The 23,387-nt window shown below is 49.9% G+C and carries 21 protein-coding genes; 13 read left to right on the forward strand and 8 right to left on the reverse strand.

The window, feature by feature from the left end; genetic code table 11:
- Window positions 1-72: 72 nt before the first annotated feature.
- Both ypeC and ACJHYD_RS00980 read right to left on the reverse strand, forming a co-directional pair.
- On the reverse strand, window positions 73-399 hold the full coding sequence (gene ypeC, locus ACJHYD_RS00975) for a DUF2502 domain-containing protein YpeC (protein WP_000490072.1): 327 nt from the start codon (window positions 397-399) through the stop codon (window positions 73-75).
- Between the two features lie 114 nt (window positions 400-513).
- Window positions 514-1,770: an ion channel protein gene (locus tag ACJHYD_RS00980; protein WP_001551429.1), complete on the reverse strand. Its 1,257-nt coding sequence runs from the start codon at window positions 1,768-1,770 to the stop codon at window positions 514-516.
- Between the two features lie 203 nt (window positions 1,771-1,973).
- Between ACJHYD_RS00980 and glk the strand changes: the two genes are divergently transcribed.
- The 6 genes from glk to ptsP all read left to right on the forward strand — a co-directional run bounded on the left by glk (window position 1,974) and on the right by ptsP (window position 9,410).
- Complete coding sequence (gene glk / locus ACJHYD_RS00985) at window positions 1,974-2,939, forward strand: glucokinase (RefSeq protein WP_001551428.1); 966 nt, start codon at window positions 1,974-1,976, stop codon at window positions 2,937-2,939.
- A 218-nt stretch (window positions 2,940-3,157) separates the two neighbouring features.
- Window positions 3,158-3,484 (forward strand): PTS fructose transporter subunit IIB, encoded by a 327-nt coding sequence (locus tag ACJHYD_RS00990; RefSeq protein WP_000038456.1) that lies wholly within the window; start codon window positions 3,158-3,160, stop codon window positions 3,482-3,484.
- A 21-nt stretch (window positions 3,485-3,505) separates the two neighbouring features.
- Entirely contained in the window at window positions 3,506-4,753 is a 1,248-nt protein-coding gene (locus ACJHYD_RS00995) for a PTS fructose transporter subunit IIC (protein WP_001551427.1), read from the forward strand.
- 14 nt (window positions 4,754-4,767) lie between these two features.
- On the forward strand, window positions 4,768-5,853 hold the full coding sequence (gene ypdF / locus ACJHYD_RS01000) for an aminopeptidase (RefSeq protein WP_001551426.1): 1,086 nt from the start codon (window positions 4,768-4,770) through the stop codon (window positions 5,851-5,853).
- The gene (gene ypdE, locus ACJHYD_RS01005; protein WP_001551425.1) at window positions 5,853-6,890 is read left to right on the forward strand and encodes an aminopeptidase; all 1,038 of its coding nucleotides are present in this window, start codon (window positions 5,853-5,855) and stop codon (window positions 6,888-6,890) included. Before ypdF ends, ypdE begins: the two co-directional genes overlap by 1 nt.
- Before the next feature lie 24 nt (window positions 6,891-6,914).
- Window positions 6,915-9,410, forward strand: coding sequence for a phosphoenolpyruvate--protein phosphotransferase (gene ptsP / locus ACJHYD_RS01010; RefSeq protein ID WP_001551424.1), 2,496 nt, complete (start codon window positions 6,915-6,917; stop codon window positions 9,408-9,410).
- A 2-nt stretch (window positions 9,411-9,412) separates the two neighbouring features.
- Here ptsP and ACJHYD_RS01015 read toward each other — a convergent pair whose 3' ends face one another.
- The 3 genes from ACJHYD_RS01015 to ypdA are packed head-to-tail and all read right to left on the reverse strand — an operon-like array spanning window position 9,413 to window position 12,729.
- Complete coding sequence (locus ACJHYD_RS01015; protein WP_000646859.1) at window positions 9,413-10,270, reverse strand: AraC family transcriptional regulator; 858 nt, start codon at window positions 10,268-10,270, stop codon at window positions 9,413-9,415.
- A 12-nt stretch (window positions 10,271-10,282) separates the two neighbouring features.
- The gene (gene ypdB / locus ACJHYD_RS01020) at window positions 10,283-11,017 is read right to left on the reverse strand and encodes a two-component system response regulator YpdB (protein ID WP_001295458.1); all 735 of its coding nucleotides are present in this window, start codon (window positions 11,015-11,017) and stop codon (window positions 10,283-10,285) included.
- A 14-nt stretch (window positions 11,018-11,031) separates the two neighbouring features.
- The gene (gene ypdA / locus ACJHYD_RS01025) at window positions 11,032-12,729 is read right to left on the reverse strand and encodes a two-component system sensor histidine kinase YpdA (RefSeq protein WP_000544359.1); all 1,698 of its coding nucleotides are present in this window, start codon (window positions 12,727-12,729) and stop codon (window positions 11,032-11,034) included.
- Between the two features lie 376 nt (window positions 12,730-13,105).
- Between ypdA and alaC the strand changes: the two genes are divergently transcribed.
- The gene (gene alaC, locus ACJHYD_RS01030) at window positions 13,106-14,344 is read left to right on the forward strand and encodes an alanine transaminase (RefSeq protein WP_001551423.1); all 1,239 of its coding nucleotides are present in this window, start codon (window positions 13,106-13,108) and stop codon (window positions 14,342-14,344) included.
- 64 nt (window positions 14,345-14,408) lie between these two features.
- Here alaC and ypdK read toward each other — a convergent pair whose 3' ends face one another.
- Both ypdK and lpxP read right to left on the reverse strand, forming a co-directional pair.
- Entirely contained in the window at window positions 14,409-14,480 is a 72-nt protein-coding gene (gene ypdK, locus ACJHYD_RS01035) for a membrane protein YpdK (RefSeq protein WP_010723117.1), read from the reverse strand.
- Between the two features lie 355 nt (window positions 14,481-14,835).
- Entirely contained in the window at window positions 14,836-15,756 is a 921-nt protein-coding gene (gene lpxP / locus ACJHYD_RS01040) for a kdo(2)-lipid IV(A) palmitoleoyltransferase (protein ID WP_001551422.1), read from the reverse strand.
- Between the two features lie 352 nt (window positions 15,757-16,108).
- On the opposite strand from lpxP, the gene ACJHYD_RS01045 reads away from it, so the two are divergent.
- Window positions 16,109-16,351 (forward strand): YfdY family protein, encoded by a 243-nt coding sequence (locus ACJHYD_RS01045; protein ID WP_000639878.1) that lies wholly within the window; start codon window positions 16,109-16,111, stop codon window positions 16,349-16,351.
- A gap of 76 nt (window positions 16,352-16,427) precedes the next feature.
- On the opposite strand, the gene ypdI is transcribed toward ACJHYD_RS01045, so the two are convergent.
- Window positions 16,428-16,703, reverse strand: a complete 276-nt coding sequence (gene ypdI / locus ACJHYD_RS01050; RefSeq protein ID WP_001551421.1) for a colanic acid biosynthesis lipoprotein YpdI — start codon at window positions 16,701-16,703, stop codon at window positions 16,428-16,430.
- A gap of 295 nt (window positions 16,704-16,998) precedes the next feature.
- On the opposite strand from ypdI, the gene ACJHYD_RS01055 reads away from it, so the two are divergent.
- From ACJHYD_RS01055 to yfdE, 5 genes are all read left to right on the forward strand, one after another.
- The gene (locus tag ACJHYD_RS01055) at window positions 16,999-17,631 is read left to right on the forward strand and encodes a YfdX family protein (RefSeq protein ID WP_001551420.1); all 633 of its coding nucleotides are present in this window, start codon (window positions 16,999-17,001) and stop codon (window positions 17,629-17,631) included.
- A gap of 511 nt (window positions 17,632-18,142) precedes the next feature.
- Entirely contained in the window at window positions 18,143-19,393 is a 1,251-nt protein-coding gene (gene frc, locus ACJHYD_RS01060; RefSeq protein ID WP_000106757.1) for a formyl-CoA transferase, read from the forward strand.
- A 53-nt stretch (window positions 19,394-19,446) separates the two neighbouring features.
- Window positions 19,447-21,141, forward strand: a complete 1,695-nt coding sequence (oxc, locus tag ACJHYD_RS01065; RefSeq protein ID WP_001551419.1) for an oxalyl-CoA decarboxylase — start codon at window positions 19,447-19,449, stop codon at window positions 21,139-21,141.
- A 68-nt stretch (window positions 21,142-21,209) separates the two neighbouring features.
- Entirely contained in the window at window positions 21,210-22,154 is a 945-nt protein-coding gene (gene yfdV, locus ACJHYD_RS01070) for a transporter YfdV (RefSeq protein WP_105461069.1), read from the forward strand.
- A gap of 73 nt (window positions 22,155-22,227) precedes the next feature.
- Window positions 22,228-23,373 carry a CoA:oxalate CoA-transferase gene (gene yfdE / locus ACJHYD_RS01075; RefSeq protein WP_001314918.1) on the forward strand — a complete coding sequence of 382 codons (1,146 nt, stop codon included), beginning with the start codon at window positions 22,228-22,230 and terminating at the stop codon, window positions 23,371-23,373.
- Window positions 23,374-23,387: the final 14 nt, after the last annotated feature.

Here is a 23,387-nt window from a genome sequence, read left to right on the forward strand (position 1 = left end):
AAGAGACGGTTTGTAGGCCTGACAAGACGCGCTAGCGTCGCATCAGGCGTTGTGCTCCATTGGCGAATGTGTTTAATGGCGGTGTCCATGTCCGCGGCCTTTTCCGCGATGATCGTCACGATCGCGCCAGCCTTCACGATAGCCACGCTCATACGCTTTACGCTTATCCCAGCCACGATGGTAGCCATTATCATGACGCCACCAGCGGTTCTTACGCCATTCATAATTGCGATGCCAGTAGTCACGGTCGCGCCAGTGACCACCGTCCCAGTAATTACCGTAATGATCGCGATCGCCAATTTGTAATTTGATTGATGGCAGTAGGGTGATTTCACCTGCGTTTGCCGCAAGCGGGGTAAATGCCATCAGGGCGGCCGCCAGAAACAGTGACCTGAACATTGTTATTCTCCTTCACGATCGAAGCCGTCAGCGGCCTGTTAACGCAATATTACGGGGAGGTAAAGCCCCGTATCATCGCCATAACTCTTAAATCATAAAGGAGAGCATTTTTTGCTAAACGTTATCGTGGGGTGGCTGTTGCTTCGGACGATTGACCATCATCATCGGCTTACCTGCTAATAACAGCCATGCCGGAAGCATGACGATACAGAGCAGCGGTAGCAATGTGGTATTGGGTACAACGACTGCCGCCATAAAAAGACTTAACCAGCCATCGCGTGTTACCACCAGCACGATGCCGAGAATAGCGCAGGAAACGGTTATTGCCGCTGGAACGGCGGGGACGTGCTCATGCAGCATCAACCCTAATGCCACGCCGACAAACACTGCCGGGAAGATTCGCCCACCGCGAAAGCCACTGGCGGCAGCAACGACCAGGGCGGCAAGTTTAATTACCGCCAGCAAAAAGTAATCGCTGGTGCTGAAAGCCTGATTTGCCACCATCTGCTGCATCTCATCCAGCCCTTTAAACAGAGAAACTGGTCCACCCATAACCCCCAGAATACCGAGAATAAATCCGCCAATACCCAGCACGAGCACCGGATTTTTCATTTGATGCATCATCGCGTGCAACCGTGGTAAGCACCATACGGCGACCATCCCTGCTGCGATGGCAATCGCCGCGACAATTGCACCGCTGAGAATATCGGTCATTTCCATTTGTCCGTAATGCGCAATGGGCAGTGAAAAATGGGGATGGAAAAATAATCCGGTAGTAAGTGCACCAGCTGCTGCCGCCATTAACGGCGCAAAAAGACGATCCCATAGCGGAACTTCACTACTACCATTTAAGGTTTGCGAAAATATCAACGCCGCCGCAACAGGTGTGCCAAACAGCGCGCCGATGGTTCCGGCAGAGGCTAAAATAGTCCACTCCATTCGGTTGACACGCGGTAACAGACGAGCGCCAATGGCAACCGCAAGGGCGATATTGACGGTCATGATCGGATGTTCTGGCCCCAGGCTGACGCCACCAGCAAGACCAAGAATTAATGCTACGATAAGTCCTGGTAGCGCAGAGGGCGGAACTGGTGCGCCGATCAGCGGTTCACAGGCGGGGTCTGGTCCGGCATGCCCCTGGCTGAAACGGATAACCAACCCCACCGCAATACCTGTTAGCGTTAATATGGCGATGATCCAGAAAGGTGAATCCTGGGCTATCCCCAGAGTTCCCGGCAGTCGTTGCCAGAGCAAATTCTGTAATACCGAGGCGATTTTCATCACCACAATCAGAATAAGACTGGACGCAATCCCAATTGCCACGGCGGGGAGCGATAATAACAACATGGTTCTGGCTCGCGGATGGAGCATATTCTATTCCTTATGCGGGGTCAGATACTTAGTTTGCCCAGCTTGCAAAAAGGCATCGCTGCAATTGGTGCTGAAACGATAAAGTAATTGTGTGACCCAGATCGATATTTACAGGGAGCCTGCCTTTCCGGCGTTGTTGTTATGCCCCCAGGTATTTACAGTGTGAGAAAGAATTATTTTGACTTTAGCGGAGCAGTTGAAGAATGACAAAGTATGCATTAGTCGGTGATGTGGGCGGCACCAACGCACGTCTTGCTCTGTGTGATATTGCCAGTGGTGAAATCTCGCAGGCTAAGACCTATTCAGGGCTTGATTACCCCAGCCTCGAAGCGGTCATTCGCGTTTATCTTGAAGAACATAAGGTCGAGGTGAAAGACGGCTGTATTGCCATCGCTTGCCCAATTACCGGTGACTGGGTGGCAATGACCAACCATACCTGGGCGTTCTCAATTGCCGAAATGAAAAAGAATCTCGGTTTTAGCCATCTGGAAATTATTAACGATTTTACCGCTGTATCGATGGCGATCCCGATGCTGAAAAAAGAGCATCTGATTCAGTTTGGTGGCGCAGAACCGGTAGAAGGTAAGCCTATTGCGGTTTACGGTGCCGGAACGGGGCTAGGGGTTGCGCATCTGGTCCATGTCGATAAGCGTTGGATAAGCTTGCCAGGCGAAGGCGGTCACGTTGATTTTGCGCCGAATAGTGAAGAAGAGGCCATTATCCTCGAAATATTGCGTGCGGAAATTGGCCATGTTTCGGCGGAACGTGTGCTTTCTGGCCCTGGGCTGGTGAATTTGTATCGCGCAATTGTGAAAGCCGACAACCGCCTGCCAGAAAATCTCAAGCCAAAAGATATTACCGAACGCGCGCTGGCTGACAGCTGCACCGATTGCCGCCGCGCGTTGTCGCTGTTTTGCGTCATTATGGGCCGTTTTGGCGGCAATCTGGCGCTCAATCTCGGGACATTTGGCGGCGTGTTTATTGCGGGCGGTATCGTGCCGCGCTTCCTTGAGTTCTTCAAAGCCTCCGGTTTCCGTGCCGCATTTGAAGATAAAGGGCGCTTTAAAGAATATGTCCATGATATTCCGGTGTATCTCATCGTCCATGACAATCCGGGCCTTCTCGGTTCCGGCGCACATTTACGCCAGACCTTAGGCCACATTCTGTAACTCCTTCCTGTTATATCGGGAGGTAACTCTCCCGATAATCTTTTAAATCATACAGTTAATTCAATTTTCCTTTGTGTCCCCTCACAAGGCCGACCTGCGTCACACTTCCGTGCAGCGGGATTAATTCTCCAGTAAATGCATTATTTGTCTGGTAACGGCGATTTGTTTTGCACGTTCATAATTTCACTCGTCAACTATCACTGAACGAGGAATTAACGATGAGTAAGAAACTGATTGCCTTATGTGCCTGCCCAATGGGCCTGGCTCACACCTTTATGGCCGCTCAGGCGCTGGAAGAAGCGGCGGTAGAAGCCGGTTATGAAGTGAAAATTGAAACCCAGGGTGCGGACGGTATCCAGAATCGTCTGACCGCGCAGGATATCGCCGAAGCGACCATCATCATCCACTCCGTGGCGGTTACCCCGGAAGATAACGAACGTTTCGAATCACGCGACGTTTATGAAATCACTTTGCAGGACGCAATTAAAAACGCTGCGGGCATCATCAAAGAAATCGAAGAGATGATTGCCTCTGAACAACAGTAATATTCGACAGGGATAATTGTTATGGCCATTAAAAAACGCAGTGCAACCGTTGTGCCTGGCGCATCCGGTGCGGCAGCGGCAATTAAGAATCCGCAGGCCTCTAAAACCAGCTTCTGGGGTGAACTCCCGCAGCATGTGATGTCAGGGATTTCACGCATGGTGCCGACCTTAATTATGGGCGGTGTGATCCTCGCTTTCAGCCAGCTGATTGCTTATAGCTGGCTTAAAATTCCTGCTGATATCGGCATCATGGATGCTCTTAATAGCGGGAAATTCTCCGGTTTCGACCTCTCCTTACTTAAATTTGCCTGGCTGTCGCAGTCCTTCGGCGGCGTGTTGTTTGGTTTTGCCATTCCGATGTTTGCTGCTTTTGTGGCAAACTCTATCGGTGGCAAACTGGCGTTCCCGGCGGGTTTTATCGGCGGCTTGATGTCTACCCAGCCGACGCAACTGCTGAACTTCGATCCCAGCACTATGCAATGGGCGACCTCTTCGCCGGTGCCGTCCACCTTCATTGGTGCGCTGATAATATCTATCGTTGCGGGTTACCTCGTGAAATGGATGAACCAGAAAATCCAGTTACCGGATTTCCTGTTAGCGTTCAAAACCACATTTTTGCTACCGATTCTTTCCGCCATTTTTGTCATGCTGGCGATGTACTACGTCATCACCCCCTTTGGTGGCTGGATCAACGGCGGTATCCGTACCGTGCTGACCGCTGCAGGTGAGAAGGGCGCGCTGATGTACGCGATGGGGATCGCCGCGGCGACAGCAATCGACCTTGGTGGCCCGATCAACAAAGCCGCAGGTTTCGTTGCCTTCAGCTTTACCACGGACCACGTATTACCGGTCACCGCACGTTCTATCGCTATCGTTATTCCGCCGATTGGTCTGGGTCTGGCGACCATTATTGACCGTCGTTTAACCGGCAAACGCCTGTTCAACGCTCAGCTTTATCCGCAGGGTAAAACCGCCATGTTCCTTGCCTTTATGGGGATCAGTGAAGGTGCGATTCCGTTTGCGCTGGAAAGCCCCATCACCGCCATTCCGTCCTATATGGTTGGCGCGATTGTCGGCTCAACCGCTGCAGTCTGGCTGGGCGCAGTGCAATGGTTCCCGGAATCCGCTATCTGGGCATGGCCACTGGTCACTAACCTCGGCGTCTACATGGCGGGGATCGCGCTGGGAGCAGTCATTACTGCGCTGATGGTGGTGTTCCTGCGTCTGATGATGTTCCGTAAAGGCAAATTGTTAATCGATAGCCTGTAAGAAGGAAAATCCTGATGACATTACTCGCTTCGCTGCGCGACTGGCTTAAGGCGCAACAACTGGATGCGGTGCTTCTCTCCTCACGGCAGAACAAACAGCCGCATCTGGGGATCTCCACCGGATCAGGCTATGTGGTGATTAGCCGTGAAAGTGCGCACATTCTGGTGGACTCGCGCTATTACGCGGATGTAGAAGCCCGCACGCAAGGTTACCAGCTGCATTTGCTTGACGCGACGCACAAGCTTACAACCATCGCCAGGCAAATCATTGCCGATGAGCAGTTGCAAACGCTCGGTTTTGAGGGCCAGCAGGTGAGTTGGGAAACCGCGCACCGCTGGCAGTCTGAACTCAATGCGAAACTGGTAAGCGCCACGCCGGATGTGCTGCGGCAAATCAAAACGCCAGAGGAGGTGGAGAAAATCCGCCTCGCCTGTGGGATTGCCGATCGCGGTGCAGAGCATATTCGCCGCTTTATTCAGGCGGGAATGAGCGAGTGCGAGATAGCCGCTGAACTGGAGTGGTTTATGCGCCAGCAGGGCGCAGAAAAAGCCTCTTTTGACACCATTGTCGCCAGCGGCTGGCGTGGGGCGCTGCCGCACGGCAAAGCCAGCGACAAGATTGTTACAGCGGGCGAGTTTGTCACTCTCGATTTCGGTGCGCTCTATCAGGGGTACTGCTCTGATATGACGCGCACCTTGCTGGTGAATGGCGAAGGGGTGAGCGCCGAATCTCACCCGCTGTTTAACGTCTATCAAATTGTCCTGCAGGCACAGCTCGCAGCAATCTCCGCGATTCGCCCCGGCGTGCGCTGCCAGCAGGTTGACGACGCCGCGCGCCGGGTGATTACCGAGGCTGGATTTGGTGACAATTTCGGTCATAACACCGGTCATGCTATCGGTATTGAAGTCCATGAGGATCCGCGTTTTTCACCGCGGGACACCACGACGCTACAGCCAGGCATGTTACTGACCGTGGAGCCGGGGATTTATTTGCCAGGGCAAGGGGGCGTGCGCATCGAGGATGTTGTGCTGGTCACCCCGCAAGGCGCAGAAGTGCTCTACGCCATGCCGAAAACAGTGTTGCTCACGGGAGAGGCATAATGGATTTATCGTTATTAAAAGCGTTGAGCGAGGCAGATGCGATCGCCTCCTCGGAACAGGAAGTGCGGCAGATCCTGCTGGAAGAAGCGGATCGCCTGCAAAAAGAAGTGCGATTTGACGGCCTGGGATCGGTGCTGATCCGCCTCAATGAATCGACAGGTCCGAAGGTGATGATCTGTGCGCATATGGATGAAGTGGGATTTATGGTGCGCAGCATCTCCCGCGAAGGGGCGATCGATGTGTTGCCGGTTGGCAATGTACGCATGGCTGCCCGCCAGCTTCAGTCGGTGCGTATCACTACCCGTGAAGAGTGCAAAATTCCAGGCCTGCTTGACGGCGACCGGCAGGGGAATGACGTCAGCGCCATGCGCGTGGACATTGGTGCGCGCTCGTATGACGAAGTGATGCAGGCGGGAATTCGTCCAGGCGATCGCGTCACCTTTGATACAACTTTTCAGGTTCTCCCTCACCAGCGGGTGATGGGGAAAGCCTTTGATGATCGCCTCGGTTGCTATCTGCTGGTGACGTTACTACGTGAGCTGCACGACGCCGAACTGCCTGCGGAGGTGTGGCTGGTGGCCAGCTCCAGCGAAGAGGTGGGATTACGCGGCGGGCAAACCGCTACCCGTGCGGTTTCACCGGACGTTGCGATTGTGCTGGATACCGCCTGCTGGGCGAAAAACTTTGATTATGGCGCGGCTAACCATCGCCAGATTGGTAACGGCCCGATGCTGGTATTAAGCGACAAGTCGCTGATTGCGCCGCCAAAACTTACCGCGTGGATTGAAACCGTGGCGGCAGAAATTGGCGTGCCGTTACAGGCAGATATGTTCAGCAACGGCGGCACGGACGGTGGAGCGGTGCATTTAACTGACACCGGCGTACCCACGGTGGTGATGGGGCCAGCGACGCGCCACGGACATTGTGCGGCATCGATTGCCGATTGCCGCGACATTTTGCAGATGCAGCAACTTTTATCTGCCCTTATTCAACGTCTTACCCGTGAGACGGTTGTTCAACTGACGGATTTCAGATGATCTCCTGATTAACCCGGAGCGGTTATGTTAACGATTCAATTTCTCTGTCCTTTGCCTAACGGTATTCATGCTCGTCCGGCGTGGGAACTTAAAGAACAGTGCAGCCAGTGGCAAAGCGAAATCACTTTTATTAACCATCGCCAGAACGCAAAGGCCGATGCGAAAAGTTCGCTGGCGCTGATTGGTACCGGCACTTTATTTAATGACAGTTGCAGCCTGAACATTAGCGGCAGCGATGAAGAGCAGGCGCGGCGCGTGCTGGAAGAGTACATCCAGGTGCGCTTTATCGACAGCGACAGCGTCCAGCCAACGCAGGCAGAACTGACGGCGCATCCGCTGCCGCGTTCATTAAGCCGTCTGAATCCTGATTTATTGTACGGCAATGTGCTGGCAAGCGGCGTCGGCGTGGGTACGCTGATCCTGTTACAGAGCGACAGCCTCGACAGTTACCGGGCGATCCCCGCCAGTGCGCAAGATTCCACCCGGCTGGAGCACAGCCTGGCAACGCTTGCCGAGCAACTGAACCAGCAGCTGCGTGAGCGTGACGGCGAAAGCAAAACTATCCTCAGCGCCCATTTGTCGCTGATTCAGGATGATGAATTTGCAGGCAATATCCGTCGCCTTATGGCAGAACAGCATCAGGGGCTGGGGGCGGCGATCATCAGCAATATGGAGCAGGTTTGCGCCAAACTATCTGCTTCTGCCAGCGATTATCTGCGCGAGCGGGTCAGCGACATTCGCGATATCAGCGAACAGTTGCTGCATATCACCTGGCCGGAACTGAAGCCGCGCAACAATCTGGTGCTGGAAAAACCGACTATTCTGGTGGCCGAGGATTTAACCCCAAGCCAGTTTTTGAGCCTCGATTTAAAAAATCTTGCGGGCATGATTCTGGAGAAAACCGGGCGCACCTCGCATACCCTGATTCTGGCCCGTGCCTCGGCGATCCCGGTACTGAGTGGCTTGCCGCTGGATGCGATCGCGCGCTATGCCGGGCAACCGGCAGTGCTTGACGCCCAGTGCGGCGTGCTGGCGATTAACCCTGATGACGCGGTGAGCGGTTATTATCAGGTCGCGCAGACGCTGGCGGATAAACGCCAAAAACAACAGGCGCAGGCCGCCGCGCAGCTGGCCTATTCCCGTGATAACAAGCGTATTGATATTGCGGCGAATATCGGCACCGCTCTGGAAGCGCCAGGCGCGTTTGCCAACGGCGCGGAAGGTGTTGGGCTGTTCCGTACTGAAATGCTCTATATGGATCGCGACAGCGCGCCGGACGAGCAGGAGCAATTTGAAGCCTACCAGCAGGTGCTACTGGCGGCGGGCGACAAGCCGATTATCTTCCGCACGATGGACATCGGCGGCGATAAAAGCATTCCTTATCTGAATATTCCCCAGGAAGAGAACCCGTTCCTCGGCTATCGCGCGGTACGTATTTACCCGGAATTTGCGGGCCTGTTCCGCACTCAACTGCGGGCCATTTTGCGCGCCGCCAGTTTCGGCAACGCCCAGTTGATGATCCCAATGGTTCACAGCCTCGATCAGATCTTATGGGTGAAGGGCGAGATCCAAAAAGCGATCGTTGAGCTTAAGCGCGATGGCCTGCGTCATGCAGAGACGATTACGCTGGGTATCATGGTGGAAGTGCCGTCGGTGTGCTACATCATCGATCACTTCTGCGATGAGGTAGATTTCTTCAGTATCGGCTCCAACGATATGACCCAGTATCTGTATGCGGTCGATCGTAATAACCCGCGCGTATCGCCGCTGTATAACCCGATTACGCCATCGTTCCTGCGCATGTTGCAGCAGATTATTACCACTGCGCATCAGCGGGGTAAATGGGTAGGCATTTGCGGTGAACTGGGCGGTGAAAGCCGTTATCTGCCGCTACTGCTTGGGCTGGGCCTGGACGAGTTAAGTATGAGTAGCCCGCGCATTCCGGCGGTGAAAAGCCAGCTTCGTCAACTGGATAGCGAGGCGTGTCGGGAACTGGCGCGTCAGGCATGTGAATGCCGCAGCGCGCAGGAAATTGAAGCGTTACTCACCGCCTTTACGCCGGAAGAAGACGTTCGCCCACTGCTGGCGCTGGAGAATATCTTTGTTGATCAGTCCTTTAGCAATAAAGAGCAGGCGATCCAGTTCCTGTGCGGTAACCTCGGCGTTAACGGGCGCACTGAACATCCGTTCGAGCTGGAAGAGGATGTCTGGCAGCGGGAAGAGATTGTTACCACCGGCGTTGGTTTTGGCGTAGCGATCCCGCACACCAAATCTCAGTGGATCCGTCATTCCAGTATCAGCATTGCCCGGCTGGTGAAACCGGTTGACTGGCAGTCAGAAATGGGCGAAGTCGAACTGGTGATCATGCTGACACTGGGCGCTAACGAAGGGATGAATCATGTGAAAGTCTTCTCGCAGCTGGCGCGTAAACTGGTGAATAAAAACTTCCGCCAGTCGCTGTTCGCCGCGCAAGATGCGCAAAGCATCCTGACGCTGCTGGAAACGGAATTAACCTTCTGACGTTAGCCCTGAAAACGGGCGCTGTACTCTCCCGGCGTCAGGCCAAACTGACGCCGGAAAACGCGACAAAAATAGTCGCTGTCCGGAAAACCGCAACGCTGTGCCACTTCATGAATCGACAGATGATATTTCTGCAAAATCATCCTCGCCTTCGCCATTCGCACCCAACGCACATATTCGATAAAACGCATTGTTCCATGCTGCGCAAACAGTTTTGACAGATGATTGGGCGTGATATTAAAAAACTGCGCCACGCTCTCACGGGTGAGCGGCTGGGCATAATTATCCTGAACCCAGTTACAAATGCTGTGATAGAGAAAATCGCCGCGCGGCTGCGAATTGCCCGGCGGCATATTCACCACGTTACGGCAAAGATGCAGCAAACTTAACACCAGCGGCTGAATGATATTCTGCTCCAGCGGCGAACGGCTAAGATGGGTGAGGGCAGTAAGCATTGCTTCACCTTCGCCGCGTTGCAGGCTGGGAAGTTGGATCTGGCGAGCAGGATGTAACAACGACGTGGTGCGGCTATCGTAAAATGATAAGCCAAGCCAGGTCGGTGCGAACACCAGGCTTAACAGCATCACCGGTTTGTTGTTGACCGGTAAATTAGCCGCGCGTGCCGGAATAAACAGCATTTCTCCTTCCACCATACGTTGCTGCTTTGCTTCCAGCAGATTGCCGTATTCGCCGCGTAGCACGATATCCAGACGGGGAAAATCAATACATAAACTGCCCACTGGCAATGAGGCAGGCTGGCTGGCAAACCAGACGCGCCCCAGTAGTTGCGGGTTAAGCACCAGGCCGCTGAACAGATCGGCGAAAAATTGTTGATCGGCGGGCAAGCCTGGTGCTTTCATGAAAGTTCCCGATTAAAGATGCATTAACTGGCGGAATTCTTTAACTTTGCTGCGGCTGACCGGCACTTCAAAATCCAGATCTTTCAGCCGCAGAATATAGGTGTTATTAAACCACGGTTCGATCTCGCGGATTTTGTTCAGATTGACACAAAATGAGCGATGGCAGCGGAAAAAATGCGACGGCGGCAGCTTGCTGCAAAACTCGGTAATGTTCATCGGCATTACGTAGGATTCACGCCGCGTATAGACAAAGGTCATTTTCTCGTGCGCTTCGGCGTAATAGATATCGTTAATTGGCGTGACAATGATTCGCTCATCTTTCACCAGATTAATGGTGTCATTCTCACGCGTTACCGTCGCGGCAGGCGTACTGCTGGTCTGCTGTTGTTGCCAGGCTGCTTCCAGTTTTTGCAGCATCCCGGTAATGCGTGACTCCTGATACGGTTTGAGAATGTAGTCAAACGCCTCCAGTTCAAACGCTTCTACCGCATGTTCTTTCCATGCGGTGATAAACACAATAAACGGTTTATGGGCGAACTGGCTGATGTTTTGCGCCAGCAACACGCCATCCAGCGACGGAATATTGATATCCAGAAAAATGGCGTCGACGCGGTTATGCTGCAAAAACTTCAACACGTCCAGACCGTCGTCAAAGGTGCCGACAATCTCCATCTGGCTGTGCTCTTTAATTAGCCAGCTCAGTTCCTGTTGTGCCAGGAATTCGTCTTCAACAATGATGACTTTCACAATATCACTCCGGCTCAAAGCAATAACGTAGCCTGTGAGGCGACTGGGGTGCGTTGGTTAGGAATGTAAAACGCAATTTCCGTTCCTGGTTCCAGGCGGCGGATATGCAGCCCCTCGCCATACAATAACTTCACGCGATGATGGACATTCAGCAGACCAATTTTATTGCCCGGCATTTCGTTCGCTTCGACCCGCTCAATGACTTTTGGATCGATGCCGTGCCCGGTGTCTCGCACCGCAATGCGTACCCGATTACCGCACTCTGCAACGCTGATGGTGACAACGCCTTTACCTTTGCAAGGCTGGATACCGTGGACAATGGCGTTTTCCACCAACGGCTGGATCAGCAGGCTGGGAATGCAGCAATTCACCTCTTCATCAATATCATAGATAACCGTCAGCTTGTCGCCAAAGCGGGCCTGCTCAATGGCAATATAGTCTTTAATTTGATACAGCTCTTTTTTGATATCGATTTGCTCATCGTCTTTTAATTCAATGTTATAGCGCAGATAACGCGACAGATTAAAGATCAGCTGGCGAGCGGTATCCGGATTCAGACGGATTGACGATGAAATAGCGTTCAAAGCGTTAAACAGGAAATGGGGATTAATTTTGCTTTGCAGGGCGCGAAGCTCTGCCTTATTTGCCATTTCACGTAGCTGCTCGGCGCGTGAAACCTCCAGTTGCGTGGAGATGATTTGCGACAGACCGACCGCCATTTCCTGTAATGATGACGTAATCTGATGCGCGTGGCAGTAGTAAATTTTCAGTGTTCCGGTCACAACGCCTTTCTCCCACAATGGGATCACCAGCATGGAATGAATCTCTGGTGTGCGGTGGGCTTCATCATTGTTTTTAATGATGATTTTTCCGTAATTCATCGCCTGTCGGGTAGTCGGGCTAATGAAGTCATCGCCATTCTGATAGTTGTGTTCACCCACGCCAACATAGGCCAGCACATGATCGGTATTGGTAATCGCCACCGCATCGGCATGAATATCATCGCGGATAATTTCACAAACTTTGCGTAATGACTCGCTATTGACATGGCGAAACAGCGGCAGCGTTTTGTTGGCGATATCCAGCGCCAGCTTGGCCTGCCGCGCGGCGCTGGCCTCTTTTTCGCCCTCAACGCTTTGCACCAGCAGCACAATAAAGCCGATACAGACGCTACCGAGGATCATCGGAATCCCGATTTTAGAGACGATATCGATCCCCAACGCGGTAGTTGGTGCCCAGACAATCACCAGAATCATGGTCAACGTTTCACATAACATGCCGCCGAGAATACCGACGCGCCAGCGCTGTGCTTTGGGGATTTTCAGGTTGATCCAGCCCGATATACAACCCGCCAGAATGCTGGTGATAAAGCAGGGGATCGCCGTCACGCCGCCGATATCAATTAAATACCGGTGAATACCCGCAATCACGCCGGTAATGATGCCTACCCACGGGCCAAACAGAATCCCGCCTGACATCACCGCGATAATACGAACGTTCACTAGCGAGCCTTCTACGGGAACGCCGGACCAGGTGCTGAACAGGGCGAACAGCGAGAAAATGGCGGTAACAGCGAGCAGCTCTTTTGGGGAGTGCGCCGACTTGTGCAACAGTTCGCGAAACAGGCGGATACGGATGAGAAAGAACAGGCAGATAAGCATTAACGCTGCCCGATCGAAGACCGCCAGCAGCATGTTGAATATTTCGTGCACGGGTGACTCTGAATAAGGATTAAACCTCTATGATAGGTAACCTGAAGGCTGATGACCAGCAGGCCGTTTTTGAGGAAAAACCACAATTTTAAAAGGGGATTGAAAGATAAATGGTGTATTAGCAATGCATCTCTTGATAATGCACATCTGCTTGGTAAATTTATTGAAATTATAATGTTAATAAAATGAGTGGTAATTTTCTTGTTAGCGCAGATAAATTTCCTGTTTTTGAAGTGGTGTTCCTCATTTAAAGCCATTGATAAAAATGTTCTAAAACGCTGGACAGACAGAAATTAATCAGGCTATTTTCAAAACAGCCACCATCGTGGCAGCGTCGCTCGGACGGTCCGGGCGCTAACGTTAATCTGAGGAAATTATGGCTGACACTCGCCCTGAACGTCGCTTTACGCGCATTGATCGTCTCCCGCCCTACGTTTTTAATATTACCGCTGAACTGAAAATGGCTGCGCGTCGGCGCGGCGAAGATATTATCGATTTCAGTATGGGTAACCCGGACGGTGCGACTCCGCCGCACATCGTCGAAAAATTATGTACGGTGGCCCAGCGCCCGGACACGCATGGTTACTCCACTTCACGCGGCATTCCGCGGCTACGTCGCGCCATTTCACACTGGTATCAGGATCGCTACGACGTTGAAATCGACCCGGAATCAGAAGCCATCGTCACTATTGGTTCGAAAGAGGGACTGGCGCATCTGATGCTGGCGACGCTGGATCATGGTGACACTGTACTGGTGCCTAATCCAAGCTACCCGATTCATATTTACGGCGCGGTGATTGCCGGGGCGCAGGTACGCTCAGTGCCGCTGGTGGAAGGTGTCGATTTCTTCAACGAACTGGAACGCGCCATTCGCGAAAGTTATCCGAAACCGAAGATGATGATCCTCGGCTTCCCGTCGAATCCAACCGCGCAATGTGTGGAGCTGGAGTTTTTCGAAAAGGTTGTGGCGCTGGCGAAACGCTACGATGTGCTGGTGGTCCATGACCTGGCCTATGCCGATATCGTCTACGATGGCTGGAAAGCGCCGTCAATCATGCAGGTGCCGGGTGCACGCGATGTGGCGGTCGAGTTCTTTACGCTGTCGAAAAGCTACAACATGGCGGGCTGGCGTATCGGCTTTATGGTTGGCAACAAAACGCTGGTCAGTGCGCTGGCACGTATTAAAAGCTATCACGATTACGGCACCTTTACGCCGTTGCAGGTGGCAGCGATTGCGGCGCTGGAGGGCGATCAACAGTGCGTGCGCGACATTGCTGAACAGTACAAACGCCGCCGTGATGTACTGGTAAAAGGGCTGCATGAAGCGGGCTGGATGGTCGAAATGCCGAAGGCTTCGATGTATGTCTGGGCGAAAATCCCGGAACCGTATGCTGCCATGGGCTCGCTGGAATTTGCCAAGAAGCTGCTGAACGAAGCGAAGGTTTGTGTCTCTCCGGGGATCGGCTTTGGCGACTACGGCGACACGCATGTGCGCTTTGCACTGATTGAAAACCGCGACCGTATTCGTCAGGCGATTCGTGGGATTAAAGCGATGTTCCGTGCCGACGGTTTACTACCCGTCAGCAGCAAACATATTCACGAAAACGCGGAATAAACACCATCGCCAGAAATGCAAACAGGAGCCAGATGGCTCCTGTTTTTCATTGCACAGTTTGCTTTTAGATCATCAGGGCAAAAGTACCGGCCCAAACGATGACCATAAAAGAAATGCCCATAAAGAAATATTTCACTTTACATCTCTCCGCGTAATTACTGTTACGCCTGAATGACTTCATTACACCTGATACAGTGAGTTGACACCGGGCAAAACGACCTTAAAAGTCCTGTATTTTACCGTGGGCATCACCCCAGAATTCTGAGCTAAACTGCTCCAGACGGCGCTAATGTACGCCTAAAACTGAAACGAGACAAGAGGCATTTTCTTATTTACTTTTAGTAACTTACAGGTGTCTCATATCGGCGACAGTTTAATTTCTGACGGTAATAATTAGAGATTCAGCGAAGGAAAAAACCTTAAGAAAAAAGCCATAAAAACCATGAGGTTATTATGGCTGATTTGAGGAGGGAAAGAGTAAGAGCAGTTTGTTAAATGTATAGCGACGATTCTCCCACCGGGCGCGTTTTAAAGCGACGGTGGATCCAGAGGTACTGCTCCGGTGCGCGCATGATCTCTTTTTCGATAATCTTGTTCATATAGGCAGCGGCTTGATTTTCATCTGCCGGGTAGCCTTCCATCTCTGGGGTGATGTACAAACGATATCCGCTGTAATCCGCTTTTCTTACCATCGTTACGGTTAACATGGCTGCGCCAGAGAGACGTGAAAGGACATACGTACCATTGGTTGTGGCAACATTTTCCACCGCAAAGAACGGCGCGAAGGAGCTGCCTTTACGACCATAATCCTGATCGGGAGCAAACCATACCGCTTCACTTTTCTTCAGTGCACCGACAATGCCGCGCAGATTATTTCTGCCGATCATCGCTTTGTTAGAGCGCATGCGCCCACGGGTCTGCACCCATTCCATCAGCTGATTATTATGTGGACGATAGGTAGCCATCATTGGTTGGCACAGTCCCATCACGCGGCCGCCCAGTTCCAGCGACATAAAATGGACGCCGACAACCATTACGCCGCGATTTTGCATTTGTGCGCGTTTAAGGTTATCCAACCCTTCAACATCAAACCATTTACGTACGCGACTGTCGGGCCAGAACCACGCCATGCCGGTTTCTACCAGCGCCATGCCGAGTGAACGAAAGTTTTCGGCAATCATCTTCTCACGTTCTTCCGCAGAATGCTGCGGGAAACAAAGTTCCAGGTTTTTACGGGCGATAGATTCACGCCGTTTCAGGAATGGTCGCGCCATTGCGCCAATACGCGTGCCGAGAAAGCAGAGAACAGGATAAGGAAGCTGTACCCAAAGCCAGAGTACACCAAGCCCAAACCATGTGAGCCAGTAGCGAGGATGTAGAAACTCGCGGGAAAATTTGCATTGTGGAAACATAGTTACCTTCTGTAGATACGAATTGTTGTATCGCAGAAGATTCCATGTCGACAGCGGTACACTCAATTGGTTGGGCCATCATGTACGACAATGGTTCCTGTAAAGAGTGTAAAGACTAGTCAGGACATAACCACGAGGAGCATGAATGCGGTGGCTCTACTTTATCACTGGCTGACTGCTTTCAGCTACTGATTATTAATCGTGCAAAGTAAAAAATTTTCCGCACGCAATAGCGTTGCATTTAACGTGCTGTTTTCATTGATGCTTAGCAAAAATTGCCAGAGGTTAAGGATTGTCTTACTATTAAAGTGACTGAAGTTACAGGTTTTTTAGCGCGGCAGGAGGTTGAGCTATGATTTATTTATGGATGTTTCTCGCCCTGTGTATTGTCTGCGTAAGCGGATACATCGGTCAGGTACTGAACGTGATCTCGGCGGTCTCTTCTTTCTTCGGCATGGTGATCCTCGCTGCACTCATTTACTACTTCACCATGTGGTTAACTGGCGGTAATGAACTGGTGACGGGGATATTTATGTTTCTTGCCCCGGCTTGTGGCTTGATGATTCGCTTTATGGTGGGGTATGGCAGGCGGTAGTAGTTCAGGATGGATCATTTGGGCAGGTGCTCACATCAGCATCAGGAATGATTGTTCACCTGCCATGTGACAGACGCTATCGCACAGGATGAATAAGATAATTCGCCTTTGTCGGAAAAGGGGGCGTAATGTCTTCTGTGAGATTTAATGGTGGCGCATCTTCTCTCATCTTAAACAAAATCGCCTGTGATGGCTGAAGTTTTGTAGAATGAGTTGTCGTCATCATTGACGTTTTTTCTGTCTCTTTATAGCTCGTCTCACTTCCACCACCAGAAATGGAAAATGCAAAAACATTGCATGCCATAATAGAGACCAATAAAAATAAGCTAAAAAGCATTAAGTTTACTTTCATAGAAAGTTATCCTGAAAATGGTTCACTGAGAACCTACGATGTTATGGCTGTATTTACATTTAATTAATCAGTATTTACATCGATATAATAAATGACATCTCTTTGTGGTATATAAGAATAGTTCTCTGTGACAGGAAGCATATTCCTACAATTGTAAGACTAAAATACTTCTTGCGATAATAACTACAACTGTAAGATAACCCTTTCAAAATGAGCGTTGCTCTCTGATTTCTCATTTCATGCTCACCCAATATGATGGCGGCGTTTTCTAAAACTGTTAAAGAATGAGGTAAGTATGAAACGTTTAATTATGGCTACGATGGTCACAGCAGTTCTGGCATCTTCAACTGTATGGGCTGCTGATAATGCACCGGTAGCGGCACAACAGCAAACTCAGCAAGTTAAGCAAACCCAGAAAACGGCAGCAGCAGAGCGTATCTCTGAACAAGGTTTATATGCGATGCGTGACGTGCAGGTAGCGCGCCTGGCTCTGTTTCATGGCGATCCGGAAAAGGCAAAAGAACTGACCAATGAAGCTTCAGCTTTGTTGTCAGATGACAGTACCGAATGGGCAAAGTTCGCTAAGCCAGGTAAAAAGACCAATGTCAATGATGACCAATATATTGTCATTAATGCATCTATCGGAATTTCTGAGAGTTATGTAGCGACACCCGAAAAAGAAGCCGCGATAAAAATTGCCAACGAAAAAATGGCGAAAGGGGATAAAAAGGGCGCAATGGAAGAGCTTCGCCTGGCCGGTGTTGGCGTAATGGAAAACCAATATCTGATGCCGCTCAAACAGACTCGTAATGCACTTGCTGATGCGCAGAAACTGCTTGATAAAAAGCAATACTACGAGGCAAACCTGGCGCTTAAAGGTGCGGAAGATGGAATCATCGTCGATAGCGAAGCACTGTTTGTGAACTAACGCTGACAGGCAGTATATTGAGGTAAAGGATTTAACTCCCTCCAGCCGACAATTTTTTATGACCACAATACGACAGATTGTGGTCATAAAATTATTTGGCGCTCGCGGTTCTATAAACTCGCATTTTATCTTCCTCAAAGTAAACCGCAATAATCCCGTGTCATCACAAATCATTTATTATGTTATGTTTTATGGTACGCTTTAAAAAGCGTAATCATACCCTTACTTGTAAATCACCGGCGCTTCTTACAGTTGTAAGAATAACATCACAAATGTCGCGGCTCTCTCTGATTACCGCGAACCAATATTTATCATATTCTTCTTTTCGTCCTCACTACTTACCATGCAGAAAGGAATTGGAAGTAGCGATGAAATGATTTTCAGTACTTGATACAGGAATTTAAAAATATCGAGTGCAGCTACGACGATATTTTGCGGATTATTTATAGAGGCGTTATGTCTTAAATAAACGCTAAATTAACACATATTTAATTAACTAATAGGTATTGCTATGTCAACTCCACTTCAAGGAATTAAAGTTCTCGATTTCACCGGTGTGCAATCTGGCCCATCTTGTACTCAAATGCTGGCCTGGTTTGGCGCTGACGTCATTAAAATTGAACGTCCCGGCGTTGGTGACGTAACGCGTCACCAGCTGCGAGATATTCCTGATATCGATGCGCTTTACTTCACCATGCTTAACAGTAACAAACGTTCTATTGAATTAAATACCAAAACAGCGGAAGGCAAAGAGGTAATGGAAAAGCTGATCCGCGAAGCTGATATCTTAGTCGAGAACTTTCATCCTGGGGCCATTGATCACATGGGCTTCACCTGGGAGCATATTCAAGAAATCAATCCACGTCTGATTTTTGGTTCGATCAAAGGGTTTGATGAGTGTTCGCCTTATGTGAATGTAAAAGCCTATGAAAACGTTGCTCAGGCAGCGGGTGGCGCTGCATCCACTACGGGTTTTTGGGACGGTCCGCCGCTGGTAAGCGCTGCAGCGTTGGGTGACAGCAACACCGGAATGCATTTACTGATCGGTTTACTTGCTGCTTTGCTGCATCGCGAAAAAACGGGGCGTGGGCAACGAGTCACCATGTCAATGCAGGATGCCGTATTGAACCTTTGCCGCGTGAAATTACGCGACCAGCAGCGTCTCGATAAATTGGGTTATCTGGAAGAATACCCGCAGTATCCGAATGGCACATTTGGTGATGCAGTTCCCCGCGGAGGTAATGCGGGGGGGGGCGGTCAGCCTGGCTGGATCCTGAAATGTAAAGGCTGGGAAACCGATCCTAACGCCTATATTTATTTCACTATTCAGGAGCAAAACTGGGAAAATACCTGTAAAGCCATCGGCAAACCAGATTGGATTACCGATCCGGCATACAGTACAGCCCATGCCCGACAGCCACATATTTTCGATATTTTTGCTGAAATCGAAAAATACACTGTCACTATTGATAAACATGAAGCGGTGGCCTATTTGACTCAATTTGATATTCCTTGTGCACCGGTTTTAAGTATGAAAGAAATTTCACTCGATCCCTCTTTGCGCCAAAGTGGCAGTGTCGTCGAAGTGGAACAACCGTTGCGTGGAAAATATCTGACAGTTGGTTGTCCAATGAAATTCTCTGCCTTTACGCCGGATATTAAAGCTGCGCCGCTATTAGGTGAACATACCGCTGCTGTATTGCAGGAGCTGGGTTATAGCGACGATGAAATTGCTGCAATGAAGCAAAACCACGCCATCTGATATTAACGGGGGCTTCTGGCTCCCAATTTATAAAAATTTCGAGGTTATTAATCATGTCAGATCAACTTCAAATGACAGATGGTATGCATATCATCGTTGAAGCATTAAAACAGAATGATATTGACACTATTTATGGTGTTGTAGGTATTCCTGTGACGGATATGGCGCGCCATGCCCAGGCGGAAGGCATTCGTTATATTGGTTTTCGTCATGAGCAGTCGGCAGGCTATGCCGCTGCGGCAAGCGGTTTTCTTACCCAAAAACCGGGGATCTGCCTGACAGTGTCTGCGCCAGGATTCCTCAATGGTTTGACCGCATTGGCCAACGCAACGGTAAATGGTTTTCCGATGATCATGATTAGCGGCTCCAGCGACCGCGCGATCGTCGACCTACAGCAAGGTGATTATGAAGAGCTGGACCAAATGAATGCGGCAAAACCGTATGCCAAAGCGGCGTTTCGCGTTAATCAGCCGCAGGATCTTGGCATTGCATTGGCACGCGCTATCCGGGTCTCAGTATCGGGTCGCCCTGGCGGAGTTTATCTTGATTTGCCAGCAAATGTCCTGGCCGCGACGATGGAAAAAGACGAAGCGTTAACCACGATTGTTAAAGTTGAAAATCCGTCGCCAGCATTATTGCCATGCCCGAAGTCAGTCACTAGCGCAATTTCGCTTTTAGCAAAAGCTGAACGACCATTAATTATCCTTGGCAAAGGCGCGGCGTATTCACAAGCTGATGAACAGCTTCGTGAATTTATTGAAAGTGCCCAGATTCCATTCCTGCCAATGTCTATGGCGAAAGGGATCCTCGAAGATACGCATCCACTTTCTGCGGCAGCTGCGCGTTCGTTTGCCCTGGCAAATGCTGACGTTGTCATGCTTGTTGGTGCACGACTGAATTGGTTACTGGCGCACGGTAAAAAAGGATGGGCGGCAGATACACAGTTTATTCAACTGGAAATTGAACCGCAGGAAATTGACAGCAACCGTCCCATTGCTGTGCCAGTCGTTGGCGATATTGCATCCAGTATGCAAGGTATGCTGGCAGAATTGAAACAAAACACATTTACGACTCCGCTGGTGTGGCGCGATATTTTAAATATCCACAAGCAGCAAAATGCGCAAAAAATGCATGAAAAGTTAAGTACAGATACCCAACCATTAAATTACTTTAATGCATTGAGTGCTGTGCGCGATGTATTGCGTGAGAACCAGGATATTTATTTAGTTAATGAAGGGGCAAATACCCTGGATAATGCACGAAATATTATTGATATGTATAAACCACGTCGTCGTCTGGATTGTGGCACCTGGGGTGTCATGGGCATCGGTATGGGCTATGCCATCGGTGCTAGCGTGACCTCTGGTTCTCCGGTTGTCGCCATTGAAGGTGATAGTGCTTTTGGTTTCAGTGGGATGGAGATTGAAACGATTTGTCGATATAACCTGCCGGTGACGATCGTTATTTTTAATAATGGCGGCATCTACAGAGGAGACGGTGTTGATCTCAGTGGCGCTGGTGCACCATCACCAACAGATCTATTGCACCATGCAAGGTATGACAAATTAATGGATGCGTTTCGTGGCGTTGGCTATAACGTCACTACGACAGATGAACTTCGTCATGCTTTAACCACCGGTATTCAGTCGCGCAAACCGACCATTATTAATGTGGTCATCGACCCTGCAGCAGGAACTGAAAGTGGCCATATTACCAAACTTAACCCAAAACAAGTCGCTGGTAATTAAATACTGACATCGTCTCCTCTTGCCAACTCATTATCGATGGTGAGGGGACCCTTATCGGAAATACTATTATGCTAACATTTTTTATTGGCGATTTATTGCCTATTATCGTAATCATGCTGTTGGGTTATTTTAGCGGCAGACGAGAAACTTTTTCAGAAGATCAAGCCCGGGCATTTAATAAACTGGTATTAAACTACGCTCTTCCTGCGGCCCTATTTGTTTCTATTACCCGGGCAAACAGGGAAATGATTTTTGCGGACACTCGCCTGACCCTTGTATCACTTGTGGTTATTGTCGGATGTTTCTTTTTCTCCTGGTTTGGTTGCTACAAATTTTTTAAACGTACTCATGCAGAAGCAGCAGTATGTGCATTAATTGCAGGTTCACCTACCATCGGATTCCTGGGATTTGCAGTTCTCGATCCTATTTATGGCGATTCCGTATCAACAGGTTTAGTTGTAGCAATTATTTCTATTATTGTTAACGCAATTACTATTCCTATTGGTCTGTATTTGCTGAATCCTTCCTCAGGAGCGGATGGTAAGAAGAATAGTAATCTGAGCGCATTAATTTCTGCGGCAAAGGAGCCAGTAGTATGGGCACCTGTTCTGGCAACGATCCTGGTGTTGGTTGGGGTAAAAATTCCGGCAGCATGGGACCCAACCTTTAATCTGATTGCGAAGGCTAACTCAGGGGTAGCGGTATTCGCTGCGGGGTTGACTCTGGCTGCACATAAATTCGAATTCAGTGCCGAAATTGCTTATAACACCTTCCTGAAGCTGATTCTGATGCCACTGGCGCTGCTTCTCGTGGGTATGGCATGTCATTTGAACAGCGAACATTTGCAGATGATGGTACTGGCAGGTGCCTTACCGCCGGCATTCTCCGGAATCATTATTGCCAGCCGGTTTAATGTCTACTCCCGCACTGGTACAGCGTCACTGGCTGTGAGCGTACTGGGCTTTGTCGTCACGGCTCCTTTGTGGATTTATGTCAGTCGACTGGTTTCATAATTAATCATGTTATTGATTTTACATAAATGCCGAAGTGTCTTTTCACCTTCGGCTTTTTTCAAGGCATAAGCAAATGACAAATAATGAATGCAAAGGGCCGTTTGAAGGCTTATTAGTTATCGATATGACACATGTCCTTAATGGACCTTTCGGAACTCAACTTCTTTGTAATATGGGCGCAAGGGTAATTAAAGTTGAGCCGCCGGGTCATGGTGATGATACCCGCACATTTGGTCCCTATGTGGATGGACAGTCACTCTATTACAGTTTTATTAATCATGGCAAAGAGAGTGTGGTTCTTGATTTAAAGAATGATCACGATAAAAGTATATTTATAAATATGCTTAAACAAGCTGATGTATTAGCTGAGAATTTTCGCCCAGGTACAATGGAAAAACTGGGGTTTTCATGGGAAACGCTACAAGAAATCAACCCGCGTCTCATATATGCTTCATCGTCAGGTTTTGGGCATACCGGCCCGCTAAAAGATGCTCCAGCCTACGATACCATCATTCAGGCAATGAGCGGGATAATGATGGAAACAGGGTACCCTGATGCTCCGCCAGTGCGCGTGGGTACCTCTCTTGCGGATTTATGTGGCGGTGTCTATTTATTCAGCGGAATAGTGAGTGCACTTTATGGCCGCGAAAAGAGCCAGAGAGGGGCGCATGTCGATATAGCGATGTTTGATGCCACGCTGAGTTTTCTGGAGCATGGTCTGATGGCATATATTGCGACAGGGAAGTCACCACAACGCCTGGGAAATCGCCATCCCTACATGGCACCTTTTGATGTTTTTGATACTCAGGATAAGCCGATTACGATTTGTTGTGGTAATGACAAGCTTTTTTCTGCGTTATGCCAGGCACTGGAGCTTACGGAACTGGTTAATGATCCCCGATTTAGCAGCAATATTTTACGCGTACAAAACCAGGCTATTCTTAAACAATATATTGAGCGAACGTTAAAAACGCAGGCAGCTGAAGTTTGGTTAGCCAAAATACATGAAGTTGGTGTGCCCGTCGCGCCGTTATTAAGTGTGGCTGAGGCCATTAATTTGCCACAAACTCAGGCGAGAAATATGTTGATTGAAGCCGGGGGAATAATGATGCCAGGTAATCCGATAAAAATCAGCGGCTGCGCGGACCCGCATGTTATGCCGGGAGCGGCAACGCTCGACCAACATGGGGAACAAATTCGCCAGGAGTTTTCATCATAAATGTAAGATGTGCT

This window comes from Escherichia sp. WS1368 (assembly GCF_046487485.1).
GTDB lineage: Bacteria > Pseudomonadota > Gammaproteobacteria > Enterobacterales > Enterobacteriaceae > Escherichia > Escherichia coli.